General features: G+C 67.4%; 18 protein-coding genes and 1 pseudogene. 12 read left to right on the top strand and 7 right to left on the bottom strand.

Translation table 11 applies throughout. The features are described from left to right. Positions 1-33 precede the first annotated feature (33 nt). On the bottom strand, positions 34-585 hold the full coding sequence (locus tag AF1_RS09460; protein WP_067795257.1) for a TetR/AcrR family transcriptional regulator: 552 nt from the start codon (positions 583-585) through the stop codon (positions 34-36). A gap of 74 nt (positions 586-659) precedes the next feature. On the opposite strand from AF1_RS09460, the gene AF1_RS09455 reads away from it, so the two are divergent. Beyond that, the gene (locus tag AF1_RS09455; RefSeq protein WP_131732266.1) at positions 660-1,094 is read left to right on the top strand and encodes a hypothetical protein; all 435 of its coding nucleotides are present in this window, start codon (positions 660-662) and stop codon (positions 1,092-1,094) included. Between the two features lie 202 nt (positions 1,095-1,296). On the opposite strand, the gene AF1_RS09450 is transcribed toward AF1_RS09455, so the two are convergent. From AF1_RS09450 to AF1_RS09440, 3 genes are all read right to left on the bottom strand, one after another. After that, complete coding sequence (locus AF1_RS09450) at positions 1,297-3,111, bottom strand: SPFH domain-containing protein (protein WP_067795249.1); 1,815 nt, start codon at positions 3,109-3,111, stop codon at positions 1,297-1,299. Next, a complete protein-coding gene (locus tag AF1_RS09445) occupies positions 3,108-4,505 on the bottom strand; it encodes a TIR domain-containing protein (RefSeq protein WP_067795246.1) in 1,398 nt (465 codons plus the stop codon). The genes AF1_RS09450 and AF1_RS09445 overlap by 4 nt, the downstream gene beginning before the upstream one ends. 376 nt (positions 4,506-4,881) lie before the next feature. After that, complete coding sequence (locus AF1_RS09440) at positions 4,882-5,778, bottom strand: protein kinase domain-containing protein (protein WP_131732265.1); 897 nt, start codon at positions 5,776-5,778, stop codon at positions 4,882-4,884. A gap of 362 nt (positions 5,779-6,140) precedes the next feature. Between AF1_RS09440 and AF1_RS35110 the strand changes: the two genes are divergently transcribed. From AF1_RS35110 to AF1_RS09425, 3 genes and pseudogenes are all read left to right on the top strand, one after another. Continuing rightward, a complete protein-coding gene (locus tag AF1_RS35110) occupies positions 6,141-6,602 on the top strand; it encodes a toll/interleukin-1 receptor domain-containing protein (RefSeq protein ID WP_067795242.1) in 462 nt (153 codons plus the stop codon). A 145-nt stretch (positions 6,603-6,747) separates the two neighbouring features. Beyond that, positions 6,748-8,232: a serine/threonine-protein kinase gene (locus AF1_RS09430; RefSeq protein ID WP_084262687.1), complete on the top strand. Its 1,485-nt coding sequence runs from the start codon at positions 6,748-6,750 to the stop codon at positions 8,230-8,232. 383 nt (positions 8,233-8,615) lie between these two features. Continuing rightward, positions 8,616-9,040 (top strand): annotated as a pseudogene (locus tag AF1_RS09425) (nitroreductase family deazaflavin-dependent oxidoreductase). A 74-nt stretch (positions 9,041-9,114) separates the two neighbouring features. On the opposite strand, the gene AF1_RS34205 reads toward AF1_RS09425, so the two are convergent. Beyond that, on the bottom strand, positions 9,115-9,393 hold the full coding sequence (locus AF1_RS34205) for a hypothetical protein (protein ID WP_131732264.1): 279 nt from the start codon (positions 9,391-9,393) through the stop codon (positions 9,115-9,117). Positions 9,394-9,998: 605 nt separating this feature from the next. On the opposite strand from AF1_RS34205, the gene AF1_RS09415 reads away from it, so the two are divergent. The 4 genes from AF1_RS09415 (at position 9,999) to AF1_RS09400 (ending at position 20,136) form a co-directional block, all read left to right on the top strand. Continuing rightward, positions 9,999-10,997: a serine/threonine-protein kinase gene (locus AF1_RS09415; RefSeq protein WP_131732263.1), complete on the top strand. Its 999-nt coding sequence runs from the start codon at positions 9,999-10,001 to the stop codon at positions 10,995-10,997. A gap of 13 nt (positions 10,998-11,010) precedes the next feature. Then, the gene (locus AF1_RS09410; protein ID WP_067795224.1) at positions 11,011-13,767 is read left to right on the top strand and encodes a DEAD/DEAH box helicase; all 2,757 of its coding nucleotides are present in this window, start codon (positions 11,011-11,013) and stop codon (positions 13,765-13,767) included. Next, complete coding sequence (locus tag AF1_RS09405) at positions 13,764-18,791, top strand: restriction endonuclease (protein WP_067795219.1); 5,028 nt, start codon at positions 13,764-13,766, stop codon at positions 18,789-18,791. The genes AF1_RS09410 and AF1_RS09405 overlap by 4 nt, the downstream gene beginning before the upstream one ends. A 280-nt stretch (positions 18,792-19,071) precedes the next feature. Continuing rightward, positions 19,072-20,136 carry an EcsC family protein gene (locus AF1_RS09400; RefSeq protein WP_242608565.1) on the top strand — a complete coding sequence of 355 codons (1,065 nt, stop codon included), beginning with the start codon at positions 19,072-19,074 and terminating at the stop codon, positions 20,134-20,136. A 367-nt stretch (positions 20,137-20,503) separates the two neighbouring features. Here the strand turns inward: AF1_RS09400 and AF1_RS09395 are convergent, their stop codons facing one another. Further along, positions 20,504-20,770, bottom strand: coding sequence for a hypothetical protein (locus AF1_RS09395; RefSeq protein ID WP_131732261.1), 267 nt, complete (start codon positions 20,768-20,770; stop codon positions 20,504-20,506). An 83-nt stretch (positions 20,771-20,853) separates the two neighbouring features. After that, positions 20,854-21,243 carry an ATP-binding protein gene (locus tag AF1_RS09390; protein WP_084262684.1) on the bottom strand — a complete coding sequence of 130 codons (390 nt, stop codon included), beginning with the start codon at positions 21,241-21,243 and terminating at the stop codon, positions 20,854-20,856. 106 nt (positions 21,244-21,349) lie between these two features. Between AF1_RS09390 and AF1_RS09385 the strand changes: the two genes are divergently transcribed. The 4 genes from AF1_RS09385 to AF1_RS09370 form a co-directional block, all read left to right on the top strand. Further along, a complete protein-coding gene (locus AF1_RS09385; protein WP_084262682.1) occupies positions 21,350-22,162 on the top strand; it encodes a helix-turn-helix domain-containing protein in 813 nt (270 codons plus the stop codon). Next, positions 22,159-22,350: a DUF397 domain-containing protein gene (locus AF1_RS09380; protein ID WP_067795204.1), complete on the top strand. Its 192-nt coding sequence runs from the start codon at positions 22,159-22,161 to the stop codon at positions 22,348-22,350. The genes AF1_RS09385 and AF1_RS09380 overlap by 4 nt, the downstream gene beginning before the upstream one ends. Positions 22,351-22,441: 91 nt before the next feature. Further along, positions 22,442-22,699 carry a DUF397 domain-containing protein gene (locus AF1_RS09375; protein WP_084262680.1) on the top strand — a complete coding sequence of 86 codons (258 nt, stop codon included), beginning with the start codon at positions 22,442-22,444 and terminating at the stop codon, positions 22,697-22,699. Continuing rightward, positions 22,696-22,886, top strand: a 191-nt coding sequence (locus AF1_RS09370; RefSeq protein ID WP_067795201.1) for a DUF397 domain-containing protein, incomplete at its 3' end; no start/stop codon positions are given. The genes AF1_RS09375 and AF1_RS09370, both read left to right, overlap by 4 nt.

Raw genomic sequence — 22,886 nt, 5'->3', positions numbered from 1 at the left:
GGTCGCCGCGTAGCGACTGTCGCGTTCCCGCGGCTATCTCAGAAGATCGGCGAAGGCGTCGGCGGCGGCGTCGGTGCGGGCGGGGTCGGTGCTGATGAGCCGGCTGAGCAGGAGCCCGTCGAGGGTGTCGAGGATGAGGTCGGCGAGGGCGGGGACCTGCGCCCGCGGCGTGCCGAGGTCGGTGAGGGTCTCCCGCAGCATGGCCAGCCACGGCTCGCGTATCCGCTGCTGGGCGGTGCTCCAGCGGTCTGGTTCGTGCAGCGCCAGGACGCACATCTCCAGGTAGAGCCGGATGGGGCCGGCGGCGTCGGAGCCGGTCAGCGCCTGCCAGGCGTGGCGGACGAATTCCCCGGGGCTTCGGGCGGGCGGGGCGGCCTCGGCCATGGCCTGGAAGGACGCGGCGAATCGTTGGTTCGCCAGTGCGACCACGGCGGTGATCAGTCCGTCCTTGCTGCCGAAATGGTAGATCAGCATGCGGTCGCTGGTGCCCAGTGCGGCGGCGAGGGGGCGCAGCGAAAGGCCGATCAGCCCGTGAGCGAGCACATGGTCGAGGGCCTTCTCGGTGAGTTCGGTGCGGCGGTCCACGCACGCCAGTGTAGCGACCGCTTCACACCGCATGTAGCAGTCGCTACACTGCGGACGGGAAGGGAGAAATCACGATGGAGGCGTCTACAACGACATTCACCACGACTTCTGGCGTGCGCCGGCTGCTGCGCCTGGACGCGGGGCTGGAGACGGTTTTGACCGTGGTGTGCGTGGTGCTGGCCTACGGACTGTGGGGCACCGACGGGTGGCGTGTGCCGTCCTGGCTGTCCACACCGGTGTTGCTGGTGGTCGCACTCGTCCTGCTCCTGGCGGCCGTGGTGTTGTGGTGGCTGAGCGGCCGCCCCGCCCCCGCCGCCGTCCGCGCCGTCGCCGTCGCCAACGGCGTCACGGCTCTGACCTTCCTCGCCTGGGCGATCATCGGCCTGGGCGCCGGCATCCAGTTGCGCATCCTGCTGGCGGCAACCACCGTCCTGCTCGGCGTACTCGCCACCACGCAATATGCCTGGACGATCCGCCCATCCGAAAAAGCCGCGCTCCCCACCCCCTAGAACGGACCAGGACACGTGCCACGTCCCTGGGCCGCCGCGTGGTCCGCATCGCTCCACCCCTCCCGCCCGGTCACTTGAATTCGATTTTTGGGCTGGTTCCGGGTGGTTTGGGGATGGGTACCTATCACGACCGTGTTCCTGGGGCCGGGCGTCTTGCGCATTTCCCCTCAGGGAGGGGCGAGCGGCCACCCCGTATTTGAGATCAGCTCGTGGGCTCCCCCGATGACTCCTCGCCTTCGAGGATCTCTGGAGGGGTCTCGCCGCCGCGAACCTGGGGGGACGCTTCGCCGTCACGGATTTGCTCTATCCGCAGCAGCAGCTCACGCACCACGTTCATGGGCATCGATTCCAGGTAGCCCGACAGGTCGCCGCCCATGTAGGACGGCACCGGCAGCTTGGACATCTCCTGGATCATCCTGGTGATCCGCACATGTTCCAGCCCCAGCAGTTCGGCCTCGGCCTGGATGTGCTGGATGGCGCGACGCTTCTCGGTCTCCATCTTCTTCAGGTCGATGGCGACCTGCTTGTCGGTGTTCACCTGCTCCTGGTCGAGCACTTCACTCTCGGTTTCGGCGACGAAGGTCCGCTGCCGTTCGGCGTAGTACACCTGGTCCAGAGAGGTGACCCGCTCGATGTTGGTGCGCACGGCCTCCACATCCCACGCCTTCAGGGCGTTGCGCACCTGGGAGCTGAGATTGGTGCGGATGTCGAGAACCCCCGACAGGAACTCCTTGACCGTGGAACCCGCCGCGATCTCGAGAAGATACGTCTCCACGGTGGCCCCGAGCACCCGTTCCACAAAACGCTGAACCGGCTGCGGGTCGTCCACCAGCGCGCCCCCGGCCAGCCGGCCCGCGTTCGGCGAGCTGCCGAACTCGCTGATCAGCCGAGGCGCCACCGCAGACGGGATCCGCAGGGATTGCGAGACCTCGACCCGCAGCGTGATCCCCTGGCTGGTCATCAGATCCAGTTCGTGCAACCGCCCGTCGTACTGGCCCTGTTTGACGGCGTCCTTCTTGTTCCACTCCATGTTGAGCAGATAGGTGGGCACCAGCAGCACCCGGACGAACCACGGGTTGAGTGAGCAGGTCATCCCCTCCTTGAGGGTCTCCTGCTGCACGCCGCGACGCCCGCCGTTGGCCAGAAACACCCAGGGCAGCCGGAAATCGCGATGCCCCCCGATCGCGGGCCCCACCGTCTCGTTCTCACGCGGCTCCGCCCCGTCGGTGATGATCACCACTCCGGTATGGCCGACCGGGATGGTGGTATCCCTGAGCTGCTCGGCGGTCAGCCCCTCTCTGCCCTCCCCCACGTTCTCGACGGTGATCACCTCGAACACGTCCGGGTTGATGTCGTAGTAGGCGCCTCCGGAGAGCACCGCCAGCTGCCGCCCCATCTCCCCGCCGCCGCGCAGGAAGGTCTCGGCGTCCTGGAAGTCGTCGCACGGCACATGCTCGGCGAACGGCTGGCCGGGCTGGCGAACTCGTCCCACCTTGGCCATCACCAGCCCGACCGTCGCGGCCGGCACATAGGTGCGCGGCACCGTCCGCACCTCGAACAGCTCGGTGTTGAGGTAGTAGGAGGCGCCGCCGGCCAGCGTCGTCGCCTGCGGCCCCTGCTCGCCGCCGTGCAGCAGGAAGGACTCCCCGTTCTGGAAGTGGTCACAGTCCACGCCCGCCGGCAGCAGCGCCACCGCGCGGTCGCGCGGGCGCTGGCGGCCCTCGCGCGCGGTGACCAGCCCGATCATGCCTTCGGGGATGTGGATCCGCGGCACGGGCTCCACGGTGTAGAACCCGGGCATCAGCCAGACCGGCCGCTGCGGGGAGAGGGTGCGCGCCAGCACTCCTCGCGCGTTCGAGGGCACCACCCGCCGGTACGCGGGATCGGGGTGGGGACGGCCCCGCACGCGCCGGACGACGCCGACATGGTCGATCGGCACGACGTGCCGGCCCAGCCGGTAGAGGTAGCCGGCGCCGGCGGCGAGCGCGGCCGGCACCAGGAAAATCAGGATGGTCACGATCGCACTCCGCACTCGCGTAGCCGGGCATGGACGGTCAGCACCGTCTGGGTCCACTGGTCGTACCAGTCCATGTGCTGCTCGCTGCGCGGGTTGCGCAGCGTGGGGAAGAAGCCGGGCCGGCCCATGGCCCGGGCGGCGAACTCCCGGTAGGCGGGGATCGCCTCGTCCGCCGACGAACGCCAGCCGAGCTTGGTCGACAGGGTCAGGAATTCGGTGTGCCGTCCGCCGTTGATCGGGGCGATGGCGGTCTGGGCGCGGAACCCCATCCGACCGTCCGAGGCCGCCGCCCACAGCGCGTCCGCCCCGGACAGCAGCGCGCACGGCAGACCGGCGCCGTCCCGCCGCCGCAGCCAGCCGGAGTCGAGCCGGTCCGCGGCCTCCAGCAGCAACGACGTCGTCAGCAGGTCGGCGTGCTCGATCTCCCGCTCGGCCAGCGCGGCCCGGAGCCGTTCCAGCGACACCGCCGCGGGGACGTGCACGGACGGGACGACGGTCGAGGGCTCGGGCAGCACGTCCGCCTGCGCGACCGGACGTCCGCTGAGCGCCGCCTCGTGGAGCCGGCCGAGCTGCGCCAGGGCGCCATCGTCCAGGGGGCCGCCGGTGCGCGCGTCCGCCCACCACAGGTCGGCCAGCAGGTAGTGCCGGTCGCCCTCCAGCAGGACCGGGAGGAACAGGCGGCCGTGCCACTGGCCTTCCAGGATCATCCTGGTGATGTCGTCGGAGTCCTGCGCGGCGGAGGACATCACCACCACGATCACCGTCGCGTACCGGAGTTGCCGCCGGATCGCCCAGACATGCCGGTCGCCGGGCCGCAGGCTCCGCACCGACCAGACCGGCAGGCCCGCCCGGCCGATCCGCTCCACCAGCCGCCTGCCGTATTCGGCGTCCGCGGGGGCATAGCAGACCACGACGGAACGCTGCTCGGGCTCGGTCAGCGGACGGGGCGGGGCCGCAAGCACCGTCTCCTCGGGAACGCCCGCCGTCTGCTCTCCCAGCAGCGTGCGTGCCAGGTCTGCGGCCTTGTCGTCGAACGCCTGGCCGGTGGCCTTCCCGAAGTCCACCCAGACCCAGTCCCGGGCGAACGGGGGGATCGGCGCGCCGCCGAAGGTGACGGGGACGAACGGCAGGCCCCGCTCCGCGCATGACTGCAGCAGTGCGGAGTACTCCGTCAGCGCCCACCCGTCGTTCCCGTTGCCGGCCAGGCCGGGGCCGAACACCGCGATCCCGGCGGTGGTGTCCCGAATGGCCTGCTCCAGGGTGTGCACGACGCCGTCGCCCGGCAACATGAGCTCGTCGAAGAAGACCCGCAGACCGTGCCGGGTGAGCTGCTGCCAGAGCATCCGGGTCCATTCGGCGTCCCGCCGCCCGTATGCCAGGTACGCCTCGGCCACACCAACACCCCTTCCCCCTGGGGATGGCGACCGGGTCAGCGGTCGAAAGCCACACAATCCATCCGGCCGATGGTCTGGTGAACCGGGATCGCAACGGATGGGTGGGACCACCGGACCTTGCCGTCAGTTTACGGAGAATAACCCGACCGTGACAATTGATCGAAGATTCTTCCTTATCGGAGCAGCAGAAATATCACTCGACCGGGACCGTTTCCTATATATGTGCAAGTCGAACCGTATTCGGTGACGTGGGCGTCGGAGCCGCTGCCCGGGAAGCGCGCGGAGGAGTCGATGATCCGCTTAAGGGTATTTCCAGTGCCGCGCGTCCGTTCCGTGCCGAATCGGCTCTTCGGCACCATGCCCCCTCCAGCGACGGCTACGGCATCGGCGGACGCGGGGCCGGGGGTGGGAAGGGTTGGATGAAGGGGGCCGCTCGTTCGGCCAGGGCTCGGCGGCCCCGGGACTCCCAGTCGGGGCCGTAGGTCGCCTTGGCCAGTGCGTCGATCTTCGTTGGCGAGAGGTCGCGGGGTGGTTCTTTGGCCAGGGCCTCGGCCAGGAGGGGGCGCAGGGGGACGGGAAGGACCTCCAGCGGGCGAGCCGCCGTTGTGTGCGCGCTCATGAGGCTGAAGAGGGCCGAACGGCGGAACGGGGAGCGGCCTGTCAGGCATTCGAACAGGACGCACCCCAGGGAGTAGCAGTCGGCGGCCATCGAATCGGGTTCGTGCCGCCACAGCTCGGGGGCCCGGTAAAGGAAATCCGGCTCCTCGATCGTTCCCAGGGCCAGGCCGGTGAGGAGGATCCGGCCCTCGTCCGTGGCGATCATCCGATGCGGGGCGAGCACGTTGGGACGCACGCCGTGCCTGTGCGCGGCGGCCAGCCCGAGGCGGGCGTCCTTGGCCACGACCAGGGCGGCCTCGGGGGCCAGCGGCGTGTTGCGCTGGAGGAGCCGGCGGAGGTCGGCGCCCGCGACCGCCTCGTAGACCAGGGCCCCGCCGTACCCGGTGCCCACATGGAGGTCAGGACGGGCGAGGCGGGGATCGGTGACGAAATCCTGAAAGGGGAGTACCCGCGGGTCGGACACTTCCGCGAGTCTGGTCAGTTGCGTACGAAGCTCCGGATATCGCTTGCGATTGGCCAGGACGCGCATTGGAACGTACCGGAGGACGGCGCGGGCCCCGGTGACGCTTTCCTCGACCAGGACGACCGCGTCGCCGAGCCGCAGGACCTCGTCATACCCTGCGGCCTTCCAGAGCCATGCCGACCGACGTGGCACCACGGCATCCCCTCTCCGCCGAGTCTTCCGCCCGGACGCGCCTCGCCACGATATGGCCAGACCGGCACCGAAACGATCTGTTCTGTAGTGCCGGCGTGCGGACAGCGGGGAATCCGGCCGCGATAGCGTTCTGCAGAGCCCCTTCCCGGTGCCGCGCCACTAATCGTGTCCACAATTGGACAGGGGTGGGCGGATGCGGCGATCGCCCACTGCCACCAGGCATGGCGGCCTACGCTTTTGTCATGGGGATAGTGGGCTCCGTTGCACCGGTAATCGCGGCTCTCGCGGGAGTAGTGGGCGCCTTTTTCACCTGGGTAGGGGTGCGGCATCAGCTAAGGCGGCCAAAGCGGCGGGTGTCGCCGTTGCCGAGTCCCGGGGACGGGCGGGACGGCGGCTATGACGCGTTCATCGCCTACGCGGAGGAGGACACCGCCTGGGTCGCCGGCTTCATCCAGCGGCTCCAGGCCAAAGGCGTGAAACTCGCCTACGACAAGGTCGTTCTGCAACCCAGCAGAAAGATCACCCATACCCTCGAACAGGCGGTGCTGGAATCCACGCACGGGATCATCGTCTTCGGCAAGGCGTCCAAGTCACCGCACTGGGTCGAGGCGATGTACGAGACGCTCATGCGGCGGTCCATCGAGCAGGACCGCAAGTTCGTCCCGGTCCTCATCGCGGATGTCCAGCTCAGGGAGTTCGCCAACAACCATGTGCCGGCGGATTTCCGCGGCCTGGCCGAGGACGAACCCCGGTACGACCACCTCGTCGACCTGGTGGCGCAGGCCGTTCGCCGACGCGGGACGCCGCAGGCATCGGCGAGTTGAGGCGAAGGCCGAAGACCTGGTCGCCGCCCGCATGGGGTGCCGATCGGTGGTGACTGCTCAGCCCGTTCATGACGCTTGTGGAACGCCGCCTCGCTGAGGGCGGGCTACCATCGCGGGGCGTCGCACGCTCCCACCGGAGGCTCCCATGCCGCAGGGAACACCGCTGGAGCCCGGAGATCCTGCCAGCGTCGCCGGATACCGGGTGACCGCCCGTCTGGGCAGCGGGGGCCAGGGCACGGTGTTCCTGGGCCAGGCGTCCGACGGGGCGCTGGTCGCGATCAAGTTGCTGCATACGCGTTTGGACGGTGCTTCCAGGGCGCGGGTCCGCTTCGCCCGCGAGATCGGTACGGCCCGGCGGGTGGCGTCGTTCTGCACCGCCCGGGTGCTGGCCGCCGATGTGGAGGGCGACGTCTCGTATCTGGTCAGTGAGTTCATCGACGGTCCGACGCTGTCGCAGGCGGTGCGCCGACGTGGCCCGCTGACCGGGGACGATCTGCATCGGCTGGCCGTGGGCACGGCCACGGCGCTGGTCGCCATCCATGCCGCCGACGTGGTGCACCGTGACTTCAAGCCGTCCAACATCCTTTTAGGCGATCAGGGGCCACGGGTGGTGGACTTCGGCATCGCCCGCGCCATGGACGCCATCAGCACCCTGACCAGCCGGGTGATCGGTACGCCCGCCTACATGGCGCCCGAACAGGTCGCCGCACGGCCGGTCGGTCCGGCCGCCGACATCTTCGCCTGGGGCGCCACCCTGATCTTCGCCGCCACAGGCCAGGCACCGTTCGGCCAGGACAGCGTCCCGGCCGTCTTCCAACGCGTCCTCACCCAGGACCCCAACCTGGGTGACCTGCCCGAACCGCTGCGCGCCATCGTCGCCTCCTGCCTGGCCAAGGACCCGGCCGACCGTCCCACCGCCGAGCAACTCCTGCACCGCCTCCTGCACGGCACCGCTACCCCATCCGCCGCCACCCCCGCGGCCGATCCGCGGGAGACGGCCGTGGCCACCCGGCCCACCGATGAGACGACGCGGCCGAGCCCCCGGGTGGGGACGCGCCGCCTGCGCGTCCCCACATCCGCGGGGACCACGGTGAATTGGAAGCCCCGCCAATCGTGGGCGACGTTCGTCCTTTACGCACTCGCGGGCGTGGTCCTGCTCACCTACGCGATCACCACGCTGCTCGAAGGCCAAGGTGCGCAGAAGGGATGGGCGGTTCCGGTGGGGTTGGGCAGCCTCCTGTCCTTCGTGAGCGCCTACGGGGCGTCCACCCGGCCACTCAACGTGAGGGCGGCCGAGATCGCCGTCCGTGACGCCGGGATCATCGCGACGCTCGACGGCCACCGGCTGGAATGGGCCTGGGGCGACATCGAGCAAGTGGCCATCCAGCCGCTCGGCAACTCCCGGATCTGGGGCCGCATGGGGAAGTTGTGCGGTATCCACGTCGTCCCGGCACCGGGGGCCCGCCTGAACCGGCTCACGGCCTGGCAGCGCTATCCCGTCTGGGGCCTGCGGACCAAACCCGGCTGGAAACTCCTGATCCCCCTCGGCCGCGTTGACGACCCGCACGTTGCAAAGATCGAGAAGGCGCTGAGCCGCTACGGCCGGGAAGGCTGGACTCCCCACAACTGAGCCGGCCTTCCGTTCTCGTAGGCGGTCAGGCGGAGTTCACTGCTGTGCCCCACCAGCAGGCGCGGCCGGGATGCCCGCTGAACATCATCACTCAGGAACACGACGATCGTCGGACCACCCGCTTCATCCTCCTTGGTGAGGACGGTTCTCAACCCGTGAAGACCGCGCGGAGGGACGCTGGGAGGGGGCCGTCCCTCCGCGCCTTACCGACCTCGGCCGCCCCGTGCCGATGCTTGCGCCTTCGAGGTCTCCGGCCATGAAGCGGGACGCGGGCTGCGCATCCGTGGCCGGAACGGCACACTGTGCGCCATCCCCGGAGGACGGAGTGAACGGTGCCCAGCAGCAGGCCGAAGTTCTTCGATTCCGCGCTGTTCGTCCCCGCGATGAAGGTCGTCACCCGCGGACATGTCGCACTCTTCCGGGCCACCGGCGGACGTGTCGGCGGCCGGTTCCGTTTCGGCAGCGCCTTCCCGTCCGGGGTCCCCGTCTGCCTGCTCACCACCCTCGGCCGCAAGTCCGGCAAGCCGAGGACGATGGCGCTGCTGTACCTCCCGGACGGCGACCGCGTCGTCCTCGTCGCCTCCCGAGGGGAACGGGGCGGCACCCTCAGCGGTACCTGAACATCGACGCCAATCCGAAGGTCGCGGTCCAGACGGGCCGCCGCCCGCGGCCGATGATCGCCCGCACCGCCGAAGGCGATGAACGCGCCGACCTCTGGCGGCGGCTGGTCGACCTCTACCCCGAGTACGCCGACTACCAGCGCTGGACCGACCGCACCATCCCGGTCGTCATCTGCGAACCGACCTGACCAACCCCACCGTCAACGTGTGCGGTGCTTCAACCGTCCACCTGGCATTGGGGCGGCGCCAGACCGGGAGCCCGTCATCCATGTCCGCGAGTCCTTGGCCGACGGCGTTCGAGGTGCCCGCCTGTCAGGGGATCTCCGTGTCCGCCCTGATCAACCATTCGAAGAGGCGCCGTTCGGCGCATCCACCAGGAGTGGAGGAGCGCATAGAAGCCGATCAGGCTTGCGATGAGGCTGATCGGCCATGTGACCATCAGGACATGGCTGACCGCGAGCCAGGGCGACTTGCTGAGGTCGGCGTCGCTGAGTTCTATGACGCCGAACAGCGACGCTTGCAGGGCGAGCGCTGCGAACATGCCCCAGGGCCACCGTGGCGAACGATGCGGCCACTGTGAGGAGGCCTCCGAAGGTCGCATCCCCTGACGGTACAACCTGCCAGACGTCCCCGCGCGACTTGAACAGGCGTATGCGCCCCGGTCAGCGTGTTCGCCGACGCTTCGGCTCAATAGGTCGTCCTGCTCTCGTTCCGGCTACGGGGCCGTTCGAGCCGGGGCTCAGGAGTCGAGGTAGGGGTCGGTGATCTCCCGGAGCCGGGCGAGGGCGGAGCGCCTCCTCGGGGCGTCGACGGTGAGGAACAGCGGGCCTGCCATGCCGTGCGGGGGTGTCGCTTTGTTCCGGCGAGAATCGCGGACGGTCTGTCAACGGGCGCGGCGGTTCGGCCGTCCAGCTGGTAGCGGCGGCGCCGGCCACGAGGTCTGTCGACGACCACTTTCGGCCTTGTGTATTGAGTCAACACGCAAACTCCTGTATAAATCGAAACACTCCGGACTTGGTGGGTGCGGGAGTTCCGGTTGATCTTGGTGGTGCCCGCCGATCACGTCGTCTCGAGAGCTACCCTGCTCAAACGAAATGGCGATGTCCACGGCGAGCAGTGACGACGGGGCGGGTGAGCGTGGAGGCGTTGGACCGGTCTGATCCCCAGCGGATCGGTGGCCGCATCACCCTGCACGGGCGCCTCGGCTTCGGCGGCATGGGACGCGTCTACTACGGCGTCACCGATGACCGGGAGCAGGTCGCGGTGAAGGTGATCCGCGCGGATCTCATTGACCGGGACGAGGTCCGGGAACGCTTCGCGCGGGAGACAGAGGCGCTGCGCACCGTTCAGGGCGCGCACATCGCCTCGCTCGTCGATGCCTCGGCCGCGGACGACGAGCAGCCGTGGCTGGCGATGGAGTTCGTGCGCGGCCTCACGCTCAAAGAGTTCGTGGGTGAACGGGGTCCGCTGAGCGTCGAGCATGCGGCGGCCCTCGGCGTCCTGCTGGCGGATGCGCTGGGCGACGTCCACGCGGCGGGGCTGCTGCACCGTGACCTGAAGCCCGCCAACGTCATCCTCGGACAGGACGGGCCCATGGTGATCGACCTGGGCCTGGTCGCGTTCGCCGAGGGGCCTACGGATCTGACGACGTCCACGGCGACGCTCGGCACGCCGGCGTGCATGGCGCCGGAGCAGGCCGTCACGCCCAAGCAGATCACCGCCGCAGCGGACGTGCATTCGCTCGGCGCAACCCTGCTTTATGCGCTGACCGGCCACTACCCCTACAAGGCCGACACCGTCGTGGCGCTGATGGCGAAGATCATCTCTGCGGACGCGCCGCCCGACGTCAGTGGGCTCCCGGACGCGTTCGCCGTGCCGGTCGCCGCGATGCTGGCGCACGATCCGGGCGGCAGGCCGACGGTGGCCGAGGTCCGGGCGCGGCTCGAAGCGCTCTGCGGCCCGCTACCGGCGGCGATCCGGGCACTGACCCTGGCAACCTATGTGGAGCGCGAATCCGATCCCGAGGACGTCCCGCCGCCCCCGCGCCGCCGCGTCGACCTGTCGCAGGTCGCGCCGCCGGGCTCGGTGGTGGCACGCCTCGCCGACCGCCTCCGCACCGCCTACGCGGTGACCGCTCCGTTCTGAGAAGGGCCTGTTCGTGACCGACACCTCCTACCCGCCCGGTGCCCGTATCGAGGTTCGGGACGCGGAGTGGATCGTCCGCACCTGCGCGCCCGTGCCGGACGGCCACAAGATCACGGCGGTGGGCGCCTCGGAGTTCGTGCGGGACGAGGAGGCGGTCTTCTTCACCGACCTGGAGAAGGTGAGCCTGCTCCGGCCGGAGGAAACCGTCCTGGAGTTGGACGGCACGCCGCGGTTCGCGAAGAGCCGCCTCTTCCTCGAAGCGGTCCTGCGCCGCACCCCGCTGCCCCAGACGGAGCGCGGCCTGGCGTTGTCCGACCGGTTCCTGCTGGACCCGCTCGTCTACCAGCAGCGTCCCGCCGAGCTGGCGTTGCGGGGCGTCCGGCCCCGGCTGCTGATCGCGGACGTGGTGGGCCTCGGCAAGACGCTGGAGATCGGGCTGATCCTGGCGGAGCTGATCCGGCGCGGGCGCGGCGAGCGGATCCTGGTCGTCACCCCGCAGCAGGTGCTGGAGCAGTTCCAGCGGGAGCTGTGGACGAGGTTCGCGATCCCGCTGATCCGGCTGGACTCGGTCGGCATCGAGCGCATCCAGCAGGAGCTTCCCGCCGGACGCAACCCGTTCACGCACTACAAGCGGATCATCGTGTCGGTCGACACGCTCAAGAACGAGGGCAAGTACGGCCAGCACCTGGAGCACATGCACTGGGACGCGGTCGTCATCGACGAATCGCACAACCTGATCGGTGAGCGCAGCCTGCGCAACCGGCTGGCGAAGCTGCTGGCCCGCCGGACCGACGCGCTTCTCCTCGCCAGCGCCACCCCGCACAACGGCAAGGCCGAGTCCTTCGCCGAGCTGATCAGGATGCTCGACCCGGCCGCGATCGTGGACGCGGAGAGGTACGAGGCGAAGCAGATCGACCACCTCTACATCCGGCGCACGAAGATCAGCCCGGAGGTCCGGGACCAGATGGGCGCGAAGTGGCCGGACCGGGGGCCGTCCGTCCCGATCACCTGCCCGGCCACGCCGAAGGAGGAGAAGGTCTTCGAGGAGCTGACGCAGGTGTGGCTCGCGGGGGACGAGCGCACCGGCGGCCCGGTCGTCGACTCCCGCAACCGGCTGTTCCCGTACACGCTGCTCAAGGCGTTCCTGTCGTCGCATCGCGCGCTGCAGAGCACGGTCGCGAACCGGCTGCGCAACGCCAAGGAAGACCGCGAGATAAGGGCCCTCACCACCCTGAAAGAGCTGGCCGGCCAGATCACCGACAAGGACTCGTCCAAGCTGGACGCGCTCGTCACCGAGCTGGAGAAGATCATCGTCCGGGACGGCAACCGCGCCGTGGTGTTCTCCGAGAGCGTCGAGACGGTGAACTGGCTGGCGGACGTCCTGCCGAAGCGGCTGAAGCTGCCCGCCAAGGCCGTCGACAAGATGCTCGGCAGCGGCATGACCGACCAGCAGCAGATGGAGATCATCGAGCGGTTCGGGCTGAGCGGCAGCGCCGTCCGGCTGCTGATCACGACCGATGTCACGTCCGAGGGCGTCAACCTGCACCGGCAGTGCCACCACCTGATCCACTACGACGTGCCGTGGAGCCTGATCCGGATCGAGCAGCGCAACGGGCGCATCGACCGCTACGGGCAGCGTCACCAGCCGAAGTTCTCCGCTCTCCTCCTCACCTCCCGCGTCGACGGCGTCAAGGACGACCGGACGGTCTCGGTGAAGCTGCTGGAGAAGGAGGAGACCGCGCACCGCGCCTTCGGCACCGCCGAGGCCATCACCGGCGAGTACCGGCCGGAGGCGGAGGAGCGGCGGCTCATCCAGGACCTGCTCGCCGGCAAGACCGTGGAGGAGTCCGTCCCGGACGTCCCCATCGACGACCTGCTCGGCGACCTGCTCGGCCCCGTGGAGGGGCAGGTCACCGAGGGCGCCCCGCCCCGCGCGGACGTCCCCCGGCTGTTCGCGGACACGCGCGAATTCGTCGGCGAGGCCATCGACACCCTGAACCTGCTGCCCGGCCTGGAGGACGACGGCGCGCTCCTCGCCTTCGCGCCGCCCAAGGACCTCGTGCACCGGCTGTCCGCGCTGCCCGCCGACTACCTGCGGACGCACGACGTCAAGAAGCGGATGAAGGTCACGTTCGACCGCGCCCTCGCGGCCCGGAAGCTCGCCGAGGCCCGCGACCAGAAGACCCTGTGGCCCGACATCGCCTACCTGTCCGACCTGCATCCCCTCGTGGACTGGGTGACGGACAAGGTGCTGGTGCAGCTCGGCCGGCAGACCGCGCCCGTCATCGTGGCGCGGGTGGACGAGCCGACGTACCTGGTGCAGGGCGTGTACTCGAACCACTTCGGCCAGCCGACCGTCGTGGAGTGGATGGCGGTCGCGTCCGGCCGGGTGCTGCCCGGGAAGATGCCCGACATCCTGGCGGCCGCCGGGGTCGGACCGGACATGACGAACACGGGCCGCCCCATCGACCTCGGCCCGCTCACCGCCCGCGTCCGGGACGCCGTCGCCACCGCGCGCCGCCACCTCGAAGAACGTCGCGCCCACTACGACGCCGAGATCGTCGCGCCGCTCAACGACTACCGCGACCACCTGGAGTCGTGGCGGCAGCTCACCCTCGACGTCACCCACGCGTCCCACCAGGAGCGGGTGAAGGCGCGCGTGGACGACACCGTCGAACGGCAGCAGCGCCTGCTCAAATCCTTGCAGACCACCGGGGAGCCGCTGCTGCGGGTCCTCGCCGTCCTCGTCCCCCAGGAGGCCACGCAGTGAGGCTCGACTCGCTGGTCAACCGCGGCGACTACTTCTCGGCGCACTACCTGGCCGAGGTGCTGCCGAAGGACGTCAAGCGGGGCCTGCACGCCCGCTGGACGGACGAGGAGAAGGACGGCCGCGTCACCCCGCGCCGCGGGCTCCGCGCGCTCGGCAAGCCGTACTTCGCCGACCGCAAGTACTTCGCCGACTTCGACGAGCGGCTCCGCACCGAGGAGTTCGTTCCCGACGACCTGCCGGAATGGCGGAAGAAGCTCGGCGAGCTGCACGGCATGATCCTGCGCGCCCTCGGCTATGAGGCGGAGCCGCGTGCGCTGACCGTCCGGCGGACCGGCGAGGAGCACACGGTCCAGGTCGCCTACGCCGACCAGCACCTCATCGCCATCGAATGCGGCTGGGCGACCGACGTGGACGCCGCGATGGACTCCGGCGTGCTCCACCCGCTCCAGCTTGCCCCCAACGAGCGGATCGAGGACGGGACCAAGCTCGCGTCCTGGCTGTTCGCCACCGACGAGCCGCCCCGCTACGTGCTGATCCTCGCCGGCGGCGTGGCGGTCCTGGCCGACCGCGCGAGCTGGGGCGAGGGCCGGTACCTCGCCGTCAGCCTGGACGTCGCCCTCGGCCGCAACGACAACGCCGAGCTGGAGGTCATCGCCGCGCTCTTCGGCGCCGACTCGCTGCTGCCCCCGGCCGAGGGCGGGGACGAGCCGCTCGCCGAACTGCTCACCAGCTCCCGCAACCACGCGGTCGGCGTCTCGAAGGAGCTGCGGGACGGGCTCAAGGAATCCGTCGAGCTGATCGCCAACGAGGTCCTCAACCGCATCCGCGAGCAGGACGTCGACCCCGAGGACGTCATGGAGTCGCGCGAGCTGGCCGGCCGGCTCGGCCGTGAGTCGCTGCGGTACCTGTACCGGATCCTGTTCCTGCTGTACGCGGAGGCACGGCCGGAACTCGGCATCCTCCCCACCAACGACCAGGACTACCTCAAGGGCTACAGCCTTGCCCGCCTCGGTGACCTGGTGGTGAACGACCTCACCGGCGAGCAGGCCCGCAACTCGTTCCACCTGTACGAGTCGCTCGACCTCTTGTTCCGGATGGTCAACAAGGGCTACCGCCCCCGCACCGCCCGCACCGAGGACGGCCCGGACGGCGAGGGCCTGCGCTTCGAGCCGCTCCGCTCCGACCTGTTCGAGCCGGACTCGGTGAAGCTCATCGGCTCCATCTCGGTGGACGACGACGAGGACGAGCGCGTCATCGACACGCGCCTCCGCAACGAGACGCTGCACCGGGTGCTGCGCCGCCTCATGCTCACCAAGGGGCGGCGTAGGGAGCGCGGCGGGTTCATCTCGTACGCGCAGCTCGGCATCAACCAGCTGGGCGCGGTGTACGAGGGGCTGATGTCGTACACCGGGTTCATCGCGAGCGAGGACCTGTACGAGGTCGCGAAGAACGGCGACCCGAAGGACGGCTCATGGATGATCCCCGCCTCCAAGGCTGACGACTACCCACAGGATGTCTTCGTCCGCCGCAACGAGGACGACGACCTTCACGGTGAGGAAGAGTTCCTCCGCTACGAGAAGGGCTCGTTCGTCTACCGCCTCGCCGGCCGCGACCGCGAGACGTCCGCGTCGTACTACACGCCCGAGTCGCTGACGCAGGTCACGGTTCAGCTCGCGCTCAAGCATCGACTCGACCAGGACGGGACGACCACGACGGCCCGCGAGATCCTCGGCTGGAAGATCTGCGAGCCCGCTCTTGGGTCTGGCGCGTTCCTCAACGAGGCGATCAACCAGGTCGCGGCTGAGTACCTCAAGCGCCGTCAGAAGGAACTCGGCAAGGACATCGACCCGGATAAGTACGAGGAGGAGTTGCAGCGGGCCAAGGCGTACATCGCGCTGCACAACTCGTACGGCGTCGACCTCAACGACACCGCGATCGAGCTGGCCGAGGTGTCGCTCTGGCTGAACGTCATGCACCCCGGCCTCCAGGCGCCGTGGTTCGGCCTTCACCTGCGGCGAGGCAACTCCCTGATCGGCGCAGGCCGCAAGGTCTACGACGCGGCGCAGCTCACCAAGGGCACGTGGCTGAAGGAGGCTCCGGAGGAGATCCCCTTCCGGGATGGCGAGATTCCGTCCGGCAAGGTCCACCACTTCCTGGTGCCTGCCGAAGGCTGGGGAGCCGTCGCCGGGGCCAAGGAGGCCAAGAACCTGGCCCCCGAACAGGCTAAGCAGCTCGCCGCCTGGCGCAGGAAGATGAGGGCTAAGGTCTCCGACAAGGGCCGCAAGACCACGCAGCTCAAGCGCCTCCAGGCGTTGTCGAAGCGCGCCGAGTACTTGTGGGAACTGGTCATCCAGCGGCTCACCATCTCCGAACGCGAGATCAGCCGCGCGATCGACGTGTGGGGCGCCGACTGGATCGACCAGCCGGAAGACGCCATCCCCAAGGAGAAGGTGTACGCGGACCTCACCGCGCCCGGCACCCCGTACTGGCGACTGAAGACCGTCATGGACGCTTGGTGCGCCCTCTGGTTCTGGCCGCTCGACAAGGCCGGGCTTCTGGACGGCACTGCCGATGCCTACGGGACCTCGGCGGACGAGCTGGAGCCCGTCCACATCCTTGTGGACGACGAGGACCGGCCTGCTGTTGACGAACCTGAGAACGTCGGGCTGTCCCAGGTCTACGTGACTGAGTCCCTCTTCGGCACTCAGCCCGAGCAACTCGACCTCGCGGGCGCCGTCACCGAAGCGAAGGTCGCCACGGGCGGCGGTGCGAAGTGGAAGAAGACCAAGGGACGTAAGCCCGCGCTGGACGAGGTCCGCCGCATTATCCCTCTGGCCAACTTGGATGACTGGCTCGACTTCGCCGAAGCTGTCATCGGTCGGGCGGACGTCCCAGAAGACTCCCTGGCCTACCACTTCAGCGACCTGGCGGAACTGGAGGAGTACGAGAACCAGCTCCCAAGCTGGACGGGCATGGACGACGCCTTCCGGCTCAACGAACGTTTCCCCTGGCTCGCCACGGCCGAGAACATCGCTAAGGGCCAGGGCTTCTTCCACTGGGAAATCATGTTCGCCCAGGTCTTCAAGGAAGGTGGCTTTGGCCTTCAGGTGGGCAATCCGCCGTGGGTCCGTCCCACTTGGCAGGAAGATGCAGTCCTGGCTGAGATAGAGCCTTGGTTCAGACTCGCGGACAAGCCGAGCGTGGACGAATGGCAAGCCGAGAAATCTAACGTTCTTGGCGACGGCGCAGCGTGGGCCTATTTTCTTGCAGAACTGTCCATCAACGTTGGAATCGCTGACTTTATTGGTTCAGACTCCACGTATCCCTTGATTTCAGGCACTCAGCCTGATCTGTACCGTGCCTTTATGTGCCGCGTGTGGGCAAATCTGCATCCACTTGGAACGGTGGGGCTAATTCACCCAAACACTCACTTCGGTGGCGCAAAGGAAGGAAGATTGCGTGCGGCCTCATATAGGCATCTAAAGCTTCATGCCCACTTCACAAACGAACTCCGCCTCTTCGAGATCGGTCATACGCGCCCGTTCGGCGTTCATATTTATAGTAGGCCGAGTGGCATTGGTTTTGTGGCGGTGAGTTGGCTCTACAGTCCAGTTACCCTTTTGGGGTCTATCAATCACGAAGGAGGGAGAGATCTTCCAGGGATAAAGCATGAAGGCAGGTGGGACCTCCGGCCACATAAGGAACGTCTGGTCTGGGTTGATGAGGCGCTGCTAACTCAGTGGCGCGCTCTAAGTGACTCAACTGAACTTCCGATAGAGCAAGCGCCACTGCTCTACCCGGTTACCAGTGCAGAGGCGGGCGCAATCAGTGCACTGGCTACTTATCGCCGACGACTGAGCGTGGACAGTCCAAAAATAAGCTCCGGCTATCATGAAAAGATGGCACGAGAGAACGGCCTCATTTGCTGGCAGACATCCAAGGTCAAGGAATTGAAGGCCGTCATCCTTCAGGGCCCTCATTTTAGCCAGTCGACACCCTTTAGTAAGCAGCCTGACATTCCGTGCAGGTCTCACCACGACTGGTCATACCTGGACTTCGCCAGTCTGGCTGATAATGCTGTGCCCTCGACTAACTATGTGCGAGCGGCGCACGAAGAAAAGTTCATCGCTGCGCAAAACTACTGGACCTTCACTGATGGCGCTGCTCGCCGTTACACAGAGTTCTACCGAGTAGCCTGGCGTCGCCGGATCGACACAAAGAGCACCGAACGGTCCCTGTTCGCCGCATTGATCCCGCCTGGTCCCGCGCATGTACACACCGTTCACACGTTGGCACTTCGCAATAACCGGGGAACCGCGCTGGCTGCTGGCTTCTGGGCCACCTTGCCGTTGGACTACCTGCTGCGGATCACCGGCCGGGGCGACCTCCAATACGCAGAGGCTAAGGCCATGCCTGCCGCCGATCCCGATCACCCCCTCGCGTCTGCTCTGCTCCTCCGCACTCTCCGGCTCAACTGCTTGACCAACGCTTACACCGATCTCTGGACCGAGTTGCACGACCCCGCCTGGAGCACCGAGACCTGGGCGGTGGACTGGCGGGGGCTGGCTCCGCTCAACACCCCGGACGCCCTCACGCTCGAGTGGAACTACGACACGCCACTTCGCACCGAGCGTGAACGCCGGGCCGCGCTGGTTGAGCTGGATGCGATGGTTGCGCTCTGGCTCGGCATGACGGCCGAGCAGCTCGTCGCGATCTACCGCTCTCGGTACCCTGTCCTGTCCGACTACGAGGCGCAGATCTGGTTTGACGCCACCGGGCGGAAGATCGCGGGCAACCACAACACGTTCGGCTACGGGCAGACGAAGGAGCACTTCAAGCAGCTCCAAGATCACCTGGACCCTGAGATCAACGGGCCTGTCCCGGACGGGTACGAAGCGCCCTTCTACAAGGCCGACCGGGAGGCCGAGTACCGGCAAGCGCACGCGGTGTTCGCTGAGCGGCTGCGCGCGTCCGGATGGGACGGGCCTATCCCGTCCGACGATGCCGAAGGCAGTAAGCCGTGAAGCCGACGCTGACCGCGGAGGAGTTGCGGGAAGACTTGACCCAGTACCCGTCCGCGGCGTTCACGCTCAGAACCCGCCGGCCCGAGAGTGCCCTGGCCCGCTGTTCATCGAGGCTGCGAAGCACGCATATGTGCGCCCCGCATCGTCATGCCTCAAAGTGATGCAGCATCCGCCGATTCTGCCGAACTTGTCGGACGTGCCCACTAGCGTTTGCCCCCTACAAAAAGGAGCCCACGGTGGCGAAGTACTCAGTGACGCAGTCGGCTAGGTTTGTTCGGTGATGCTCTCCGCTTACGAAAAGAAGGAGTGGGAGCGCCTCCAAGAGCGAAAGGATAACGCTCTTGGCAAGAAGCCTCGCAAGCTTCTGCCGATAGGAGCGCGGGAGCGACTCTCGGCGGCTGCGGAAAAAACGAAGAACGCGCCCGGTGCGGACAAGGTGATTGCTGCCTACACTACAGCGGCTCAGGGACTCGGCAAAGCCACCGGAAGTACCGCAACGCGAACGGTGAGCGCGAAGAGCGTGATCAAGCGGTATCAGAAGGCGGGGTATGAGGTCTCTGAGCTGAGCGATATCCGCGAACTCGACCTTAAGGCCGTGGACTCAGTTGCCAAGTTGGCTCGCATTCGGTACGGGCATTCGTTGACGGCCGCGGCCGGTGGCATTGGATCTGCTGCCGCTGTCACGGGCGGCACAGTTCTGGCGTCAGCAGGCGGGATCGCTGGCGCGGGTGCAGGCGCAGCCCCCGGCTTCGGGACAGTCGCCACTGCACTTCTCGCTGACGCCGCCGGAGTGCTCGGGCTTTCGGCACGGGTAGCCGCCGCAACCGCCCTCTACTACGGGTACGATCCTCACCGCCATGAAGAAGAGATCTTCATGATGTCCGTTATCGGACTTGGCATGGCAACCGAAGCGTCTGCCAAAACGGCTGCGTACGCGCAGCTCTCGCAGCTCACCCAGCTTCTCGCAAGGAACGCGTCTTGGGCGAAGCTTAATGAGAAGGTTCTCACGCAGATCACGCAGCAGTTCGCCGCCAGGTTCAGCGTCCAACTGACGAAGAAGAAGTTCGGGCAGTTCGTGCCAGTGGCAGGGATGCTCTTTGGTGCAGGAGCGAACTTCGCAGTCATCGACCGCATCGCCGTCGCCGCCGACAATGCCTACCGGGAGCGATTCCTTGTCGAGAAGTCTGGCGGAGATCTCACCGGAACCGTCGAAGCGGACAGGGACTCGCCCCAGGCCGATGATGATGCGATCGACCTGATCGAGTTGCTCCGGGAAGAGGACGTTCTTCCGCCATCCGACCCAGGCTCTCAGCAAGGTGGTTCAGCATCCGGCTCGGGGAGTTGAAGGGCGGAGGCGCGTGCAGACACGGCTTGGCAAGATCATCACGATGCTGATGCCCCGTGACCTTGATTGAAGACCGTGCCGACCGACGTATCATCTCTGATTCCGTCCGCACGTGGCCAACTACATGACCAGCCGAAATCGCTCCGTCTGCTGGCCACCGGCCGGTGTTGTCGGCGATGTGCTCCATGGCGCGGTCGCAGCGTAGCAATCAGTGAGTGGCCCCGCCTCTCTGCCCCAGGGGTGAAGCAGAGAGGCGGGGTGGACGGTGACGAGCGACGGCCCGAGTTCCCCAGCCGGGGCCGTGCGTCACCGCCGAGAATGAGGAACGATCCCTGAGCCCACCCCATGGGGTCGTCCCTCCTGTGACTTACCAGGAGTCGGGGAACATGCGGTGCTTGAGCAGGTCTTCGACCTGTTCGGCAGCGGCTTTGGTGTCACCGCAGGGAGCCAGGTAGCTGCGCCGGCCGGGCTCCGCGACGTGATATCCCCAGGCACCGCCCGGAACGGCCAGCACGACCACCCCGAGCCCGACGTGATCGTCTGGGCCGCTGGCGTAGACCCACAGCAGCGGAACCGGGAACCCCTGCGCGCGATAGAGCCGGACGAGGCGCCACCCCCGAGGCTCCAGAGCCACGGCCAACAGGCTCAGGAACCTTTCCGCCGTAGCGCGGCCCCGGTACGTCCGCCACCGCAGGACGCGCTGCTCAACCTGGACGCTCAGAGGGCGCACTTGGCCCATACGATCTTTCCGCCTTCCGTGATTGGTCGGGTTCCCCAGTCGTGCACGAGTTGCGACACCAGCAGCAGGCCCCGGCCCGAGGTCGCCTCGCAGTCCTCCGGGCCGATCACCGGCAGTCCGTCCCCCTGGTCCCACACCTCCATCACCGCCAAGTCCGCACGGACGTCGCGGAAGATACGAAGGATGATCTGCCCCTCGCCGTGCCGCCAGGCGTTGGTCACCAGCTCGCACACCACCAGACGCGCCATGAAGTCGTCTGTGGAGCCCCACTCCCTGAATTGCACGGCGACGAACTCTCTCGCCAACGCCGGTGCGTTTTTGTCGGGATCGAGAAGAAGGGTCGGTATTTCTGGGGCAGGTGCGGACATATCGTTACGACCTTCGGAACGTCTCCGGTTACTTCGGGTGTAAGCGTGCTCGCTTTGAGCTACGCTCGCTACGTTCCGGAACTATCCGCAACAAACGGGAGAGGCCATGCGTGCACGGGAGTTACTCGACCCGTCAAGATCGATTTGGCACTTCACAGCGATTCACCTGCGCCGCTACCGCAAAGCACACGGGATGTCGGGGCAGGCTCTCGGTGACCTGCTTGAGTGTGACCGTTCGACTGTTTCCCGGTACGAATCCAACACGCTCAAGCTCAAGCGGGAGCACGCGGAGATCATCGACCGCGTGTGGAACACGGACGGCATGTTCACGGCCCTGATCGGGTTCGCCGAGCGTGCCGACGAGGGCAACTGGCTGCTGGAACTCGCCGAGTTGGAGGCTCGCTCATCAAGGCTCAGGATGTGGGAGTCATCAGTCATCCCGGGGCTGTTCCAGACACCGGACTACGCGCGTGCCGCACTGAGCGCCGGGACGACGAATGACCTCGAAGTGGACCTTGAGCGGCGACTTTCACGGCAGGCCGCCGTGTTCGACAAGCCGAAGCCGCCGAGGGTGACGGCCTTCCTCGGCTGGGCGGCAGTCTCGCAAATCGTGGGAGGCCCGGATGTCATGCGCGGCCAACTCGCCCGGTTGATCGAGTTGAGCGAGCTTCCCCATGTCAACGTCCGTGTAGTAGAGAACGAGGTGGGGGCTCACCCGGGACTCGACGGCCCTTTCATGATCCTCACGGTCGGGGACCGGGATCTCGCCTACACCGAAGCGGCGATGCGGGGCTGCTTCCTAATGGACCCTTTCGATGTCCAAGAGGTGACAGTATGGTACGACTCGATTAGCGACATAGCCGCCCCGGTCGGCCCTTCTCGGGCCCTCCTGGAGGCCGAATTGGAGAAGTACACATGATCCAGTGGCGCAAGTCGAGCCGCAGCGGCACGAGCGGCCAGTCCAACTGCGTGGAGGTTGCGAACCTCTCTGGAGACGTCGGCGTGCGTGACAGCAAGGACCCGAGCGGCCCCCGTATCACGCTTCCGGCCGAACGCTTCCGCGGGCTGGCCGCCGACATCAAGCGTGGAGCACACGACCTGCCCTGACGGCAGGACCGCGGAGGGTCACGTGCATCACTACGAAACCCCCCGGGCCTGCGACCTGCGGTGATCTTGCCTCTTTGCTGGAGAACTACCGATGACGAACTGGCGCAAGTCGAGCCGCAGCGGCGGCAGTGCGACCTCCGATTGTGTCGAACTGGCGCGCTTCCCCCGGGGGGTCGGCGTGCGAGACGGTAAGGACCCTGACGGCGCCAACTTCGCGCTCTCGGCCGCGTGCTTCCGCGGGCTGGTCGTCGACATCAAGCGCGGAGCGCACGACTTGATCGGGGCGAAAGCCTCGTCCGAAGGCGAATCCCGTGCCCTGGTCGAAAAGATCATGAAGGAGTTCGCATGAGGATCAACTGGCGCAAAAGCTCGTACAGCGGTAACTCCACTGACGAGATGTGCGTCGAGGTCGGCGAGCTCGTCAGCGGCGTTGGCATCAGGGACTCCAAGGACCCGGACGGTGGGCGGCTGACCGTGACTGGTGACCAGTTCGTCCGTCTGCTTCAGCGCATCAAGGCGGGATCACTCGACCGCCC

This window comes from Actinomadura formosensis NBRC 14204, from assembly GCF_001552155.1.
GTDB classification, from domain to species: Bacteria; Actinomycetota; Actinomycetes; order Streptosporangiales; family Streptosporangiaceae; genus Spirillospora; species Spirillospora formosensis.
The sequence above is the reverse complement of the archived record's forward strand: the minus strand, read 5'-3'. Positions and strand labels throughout refer to the sequence as shown.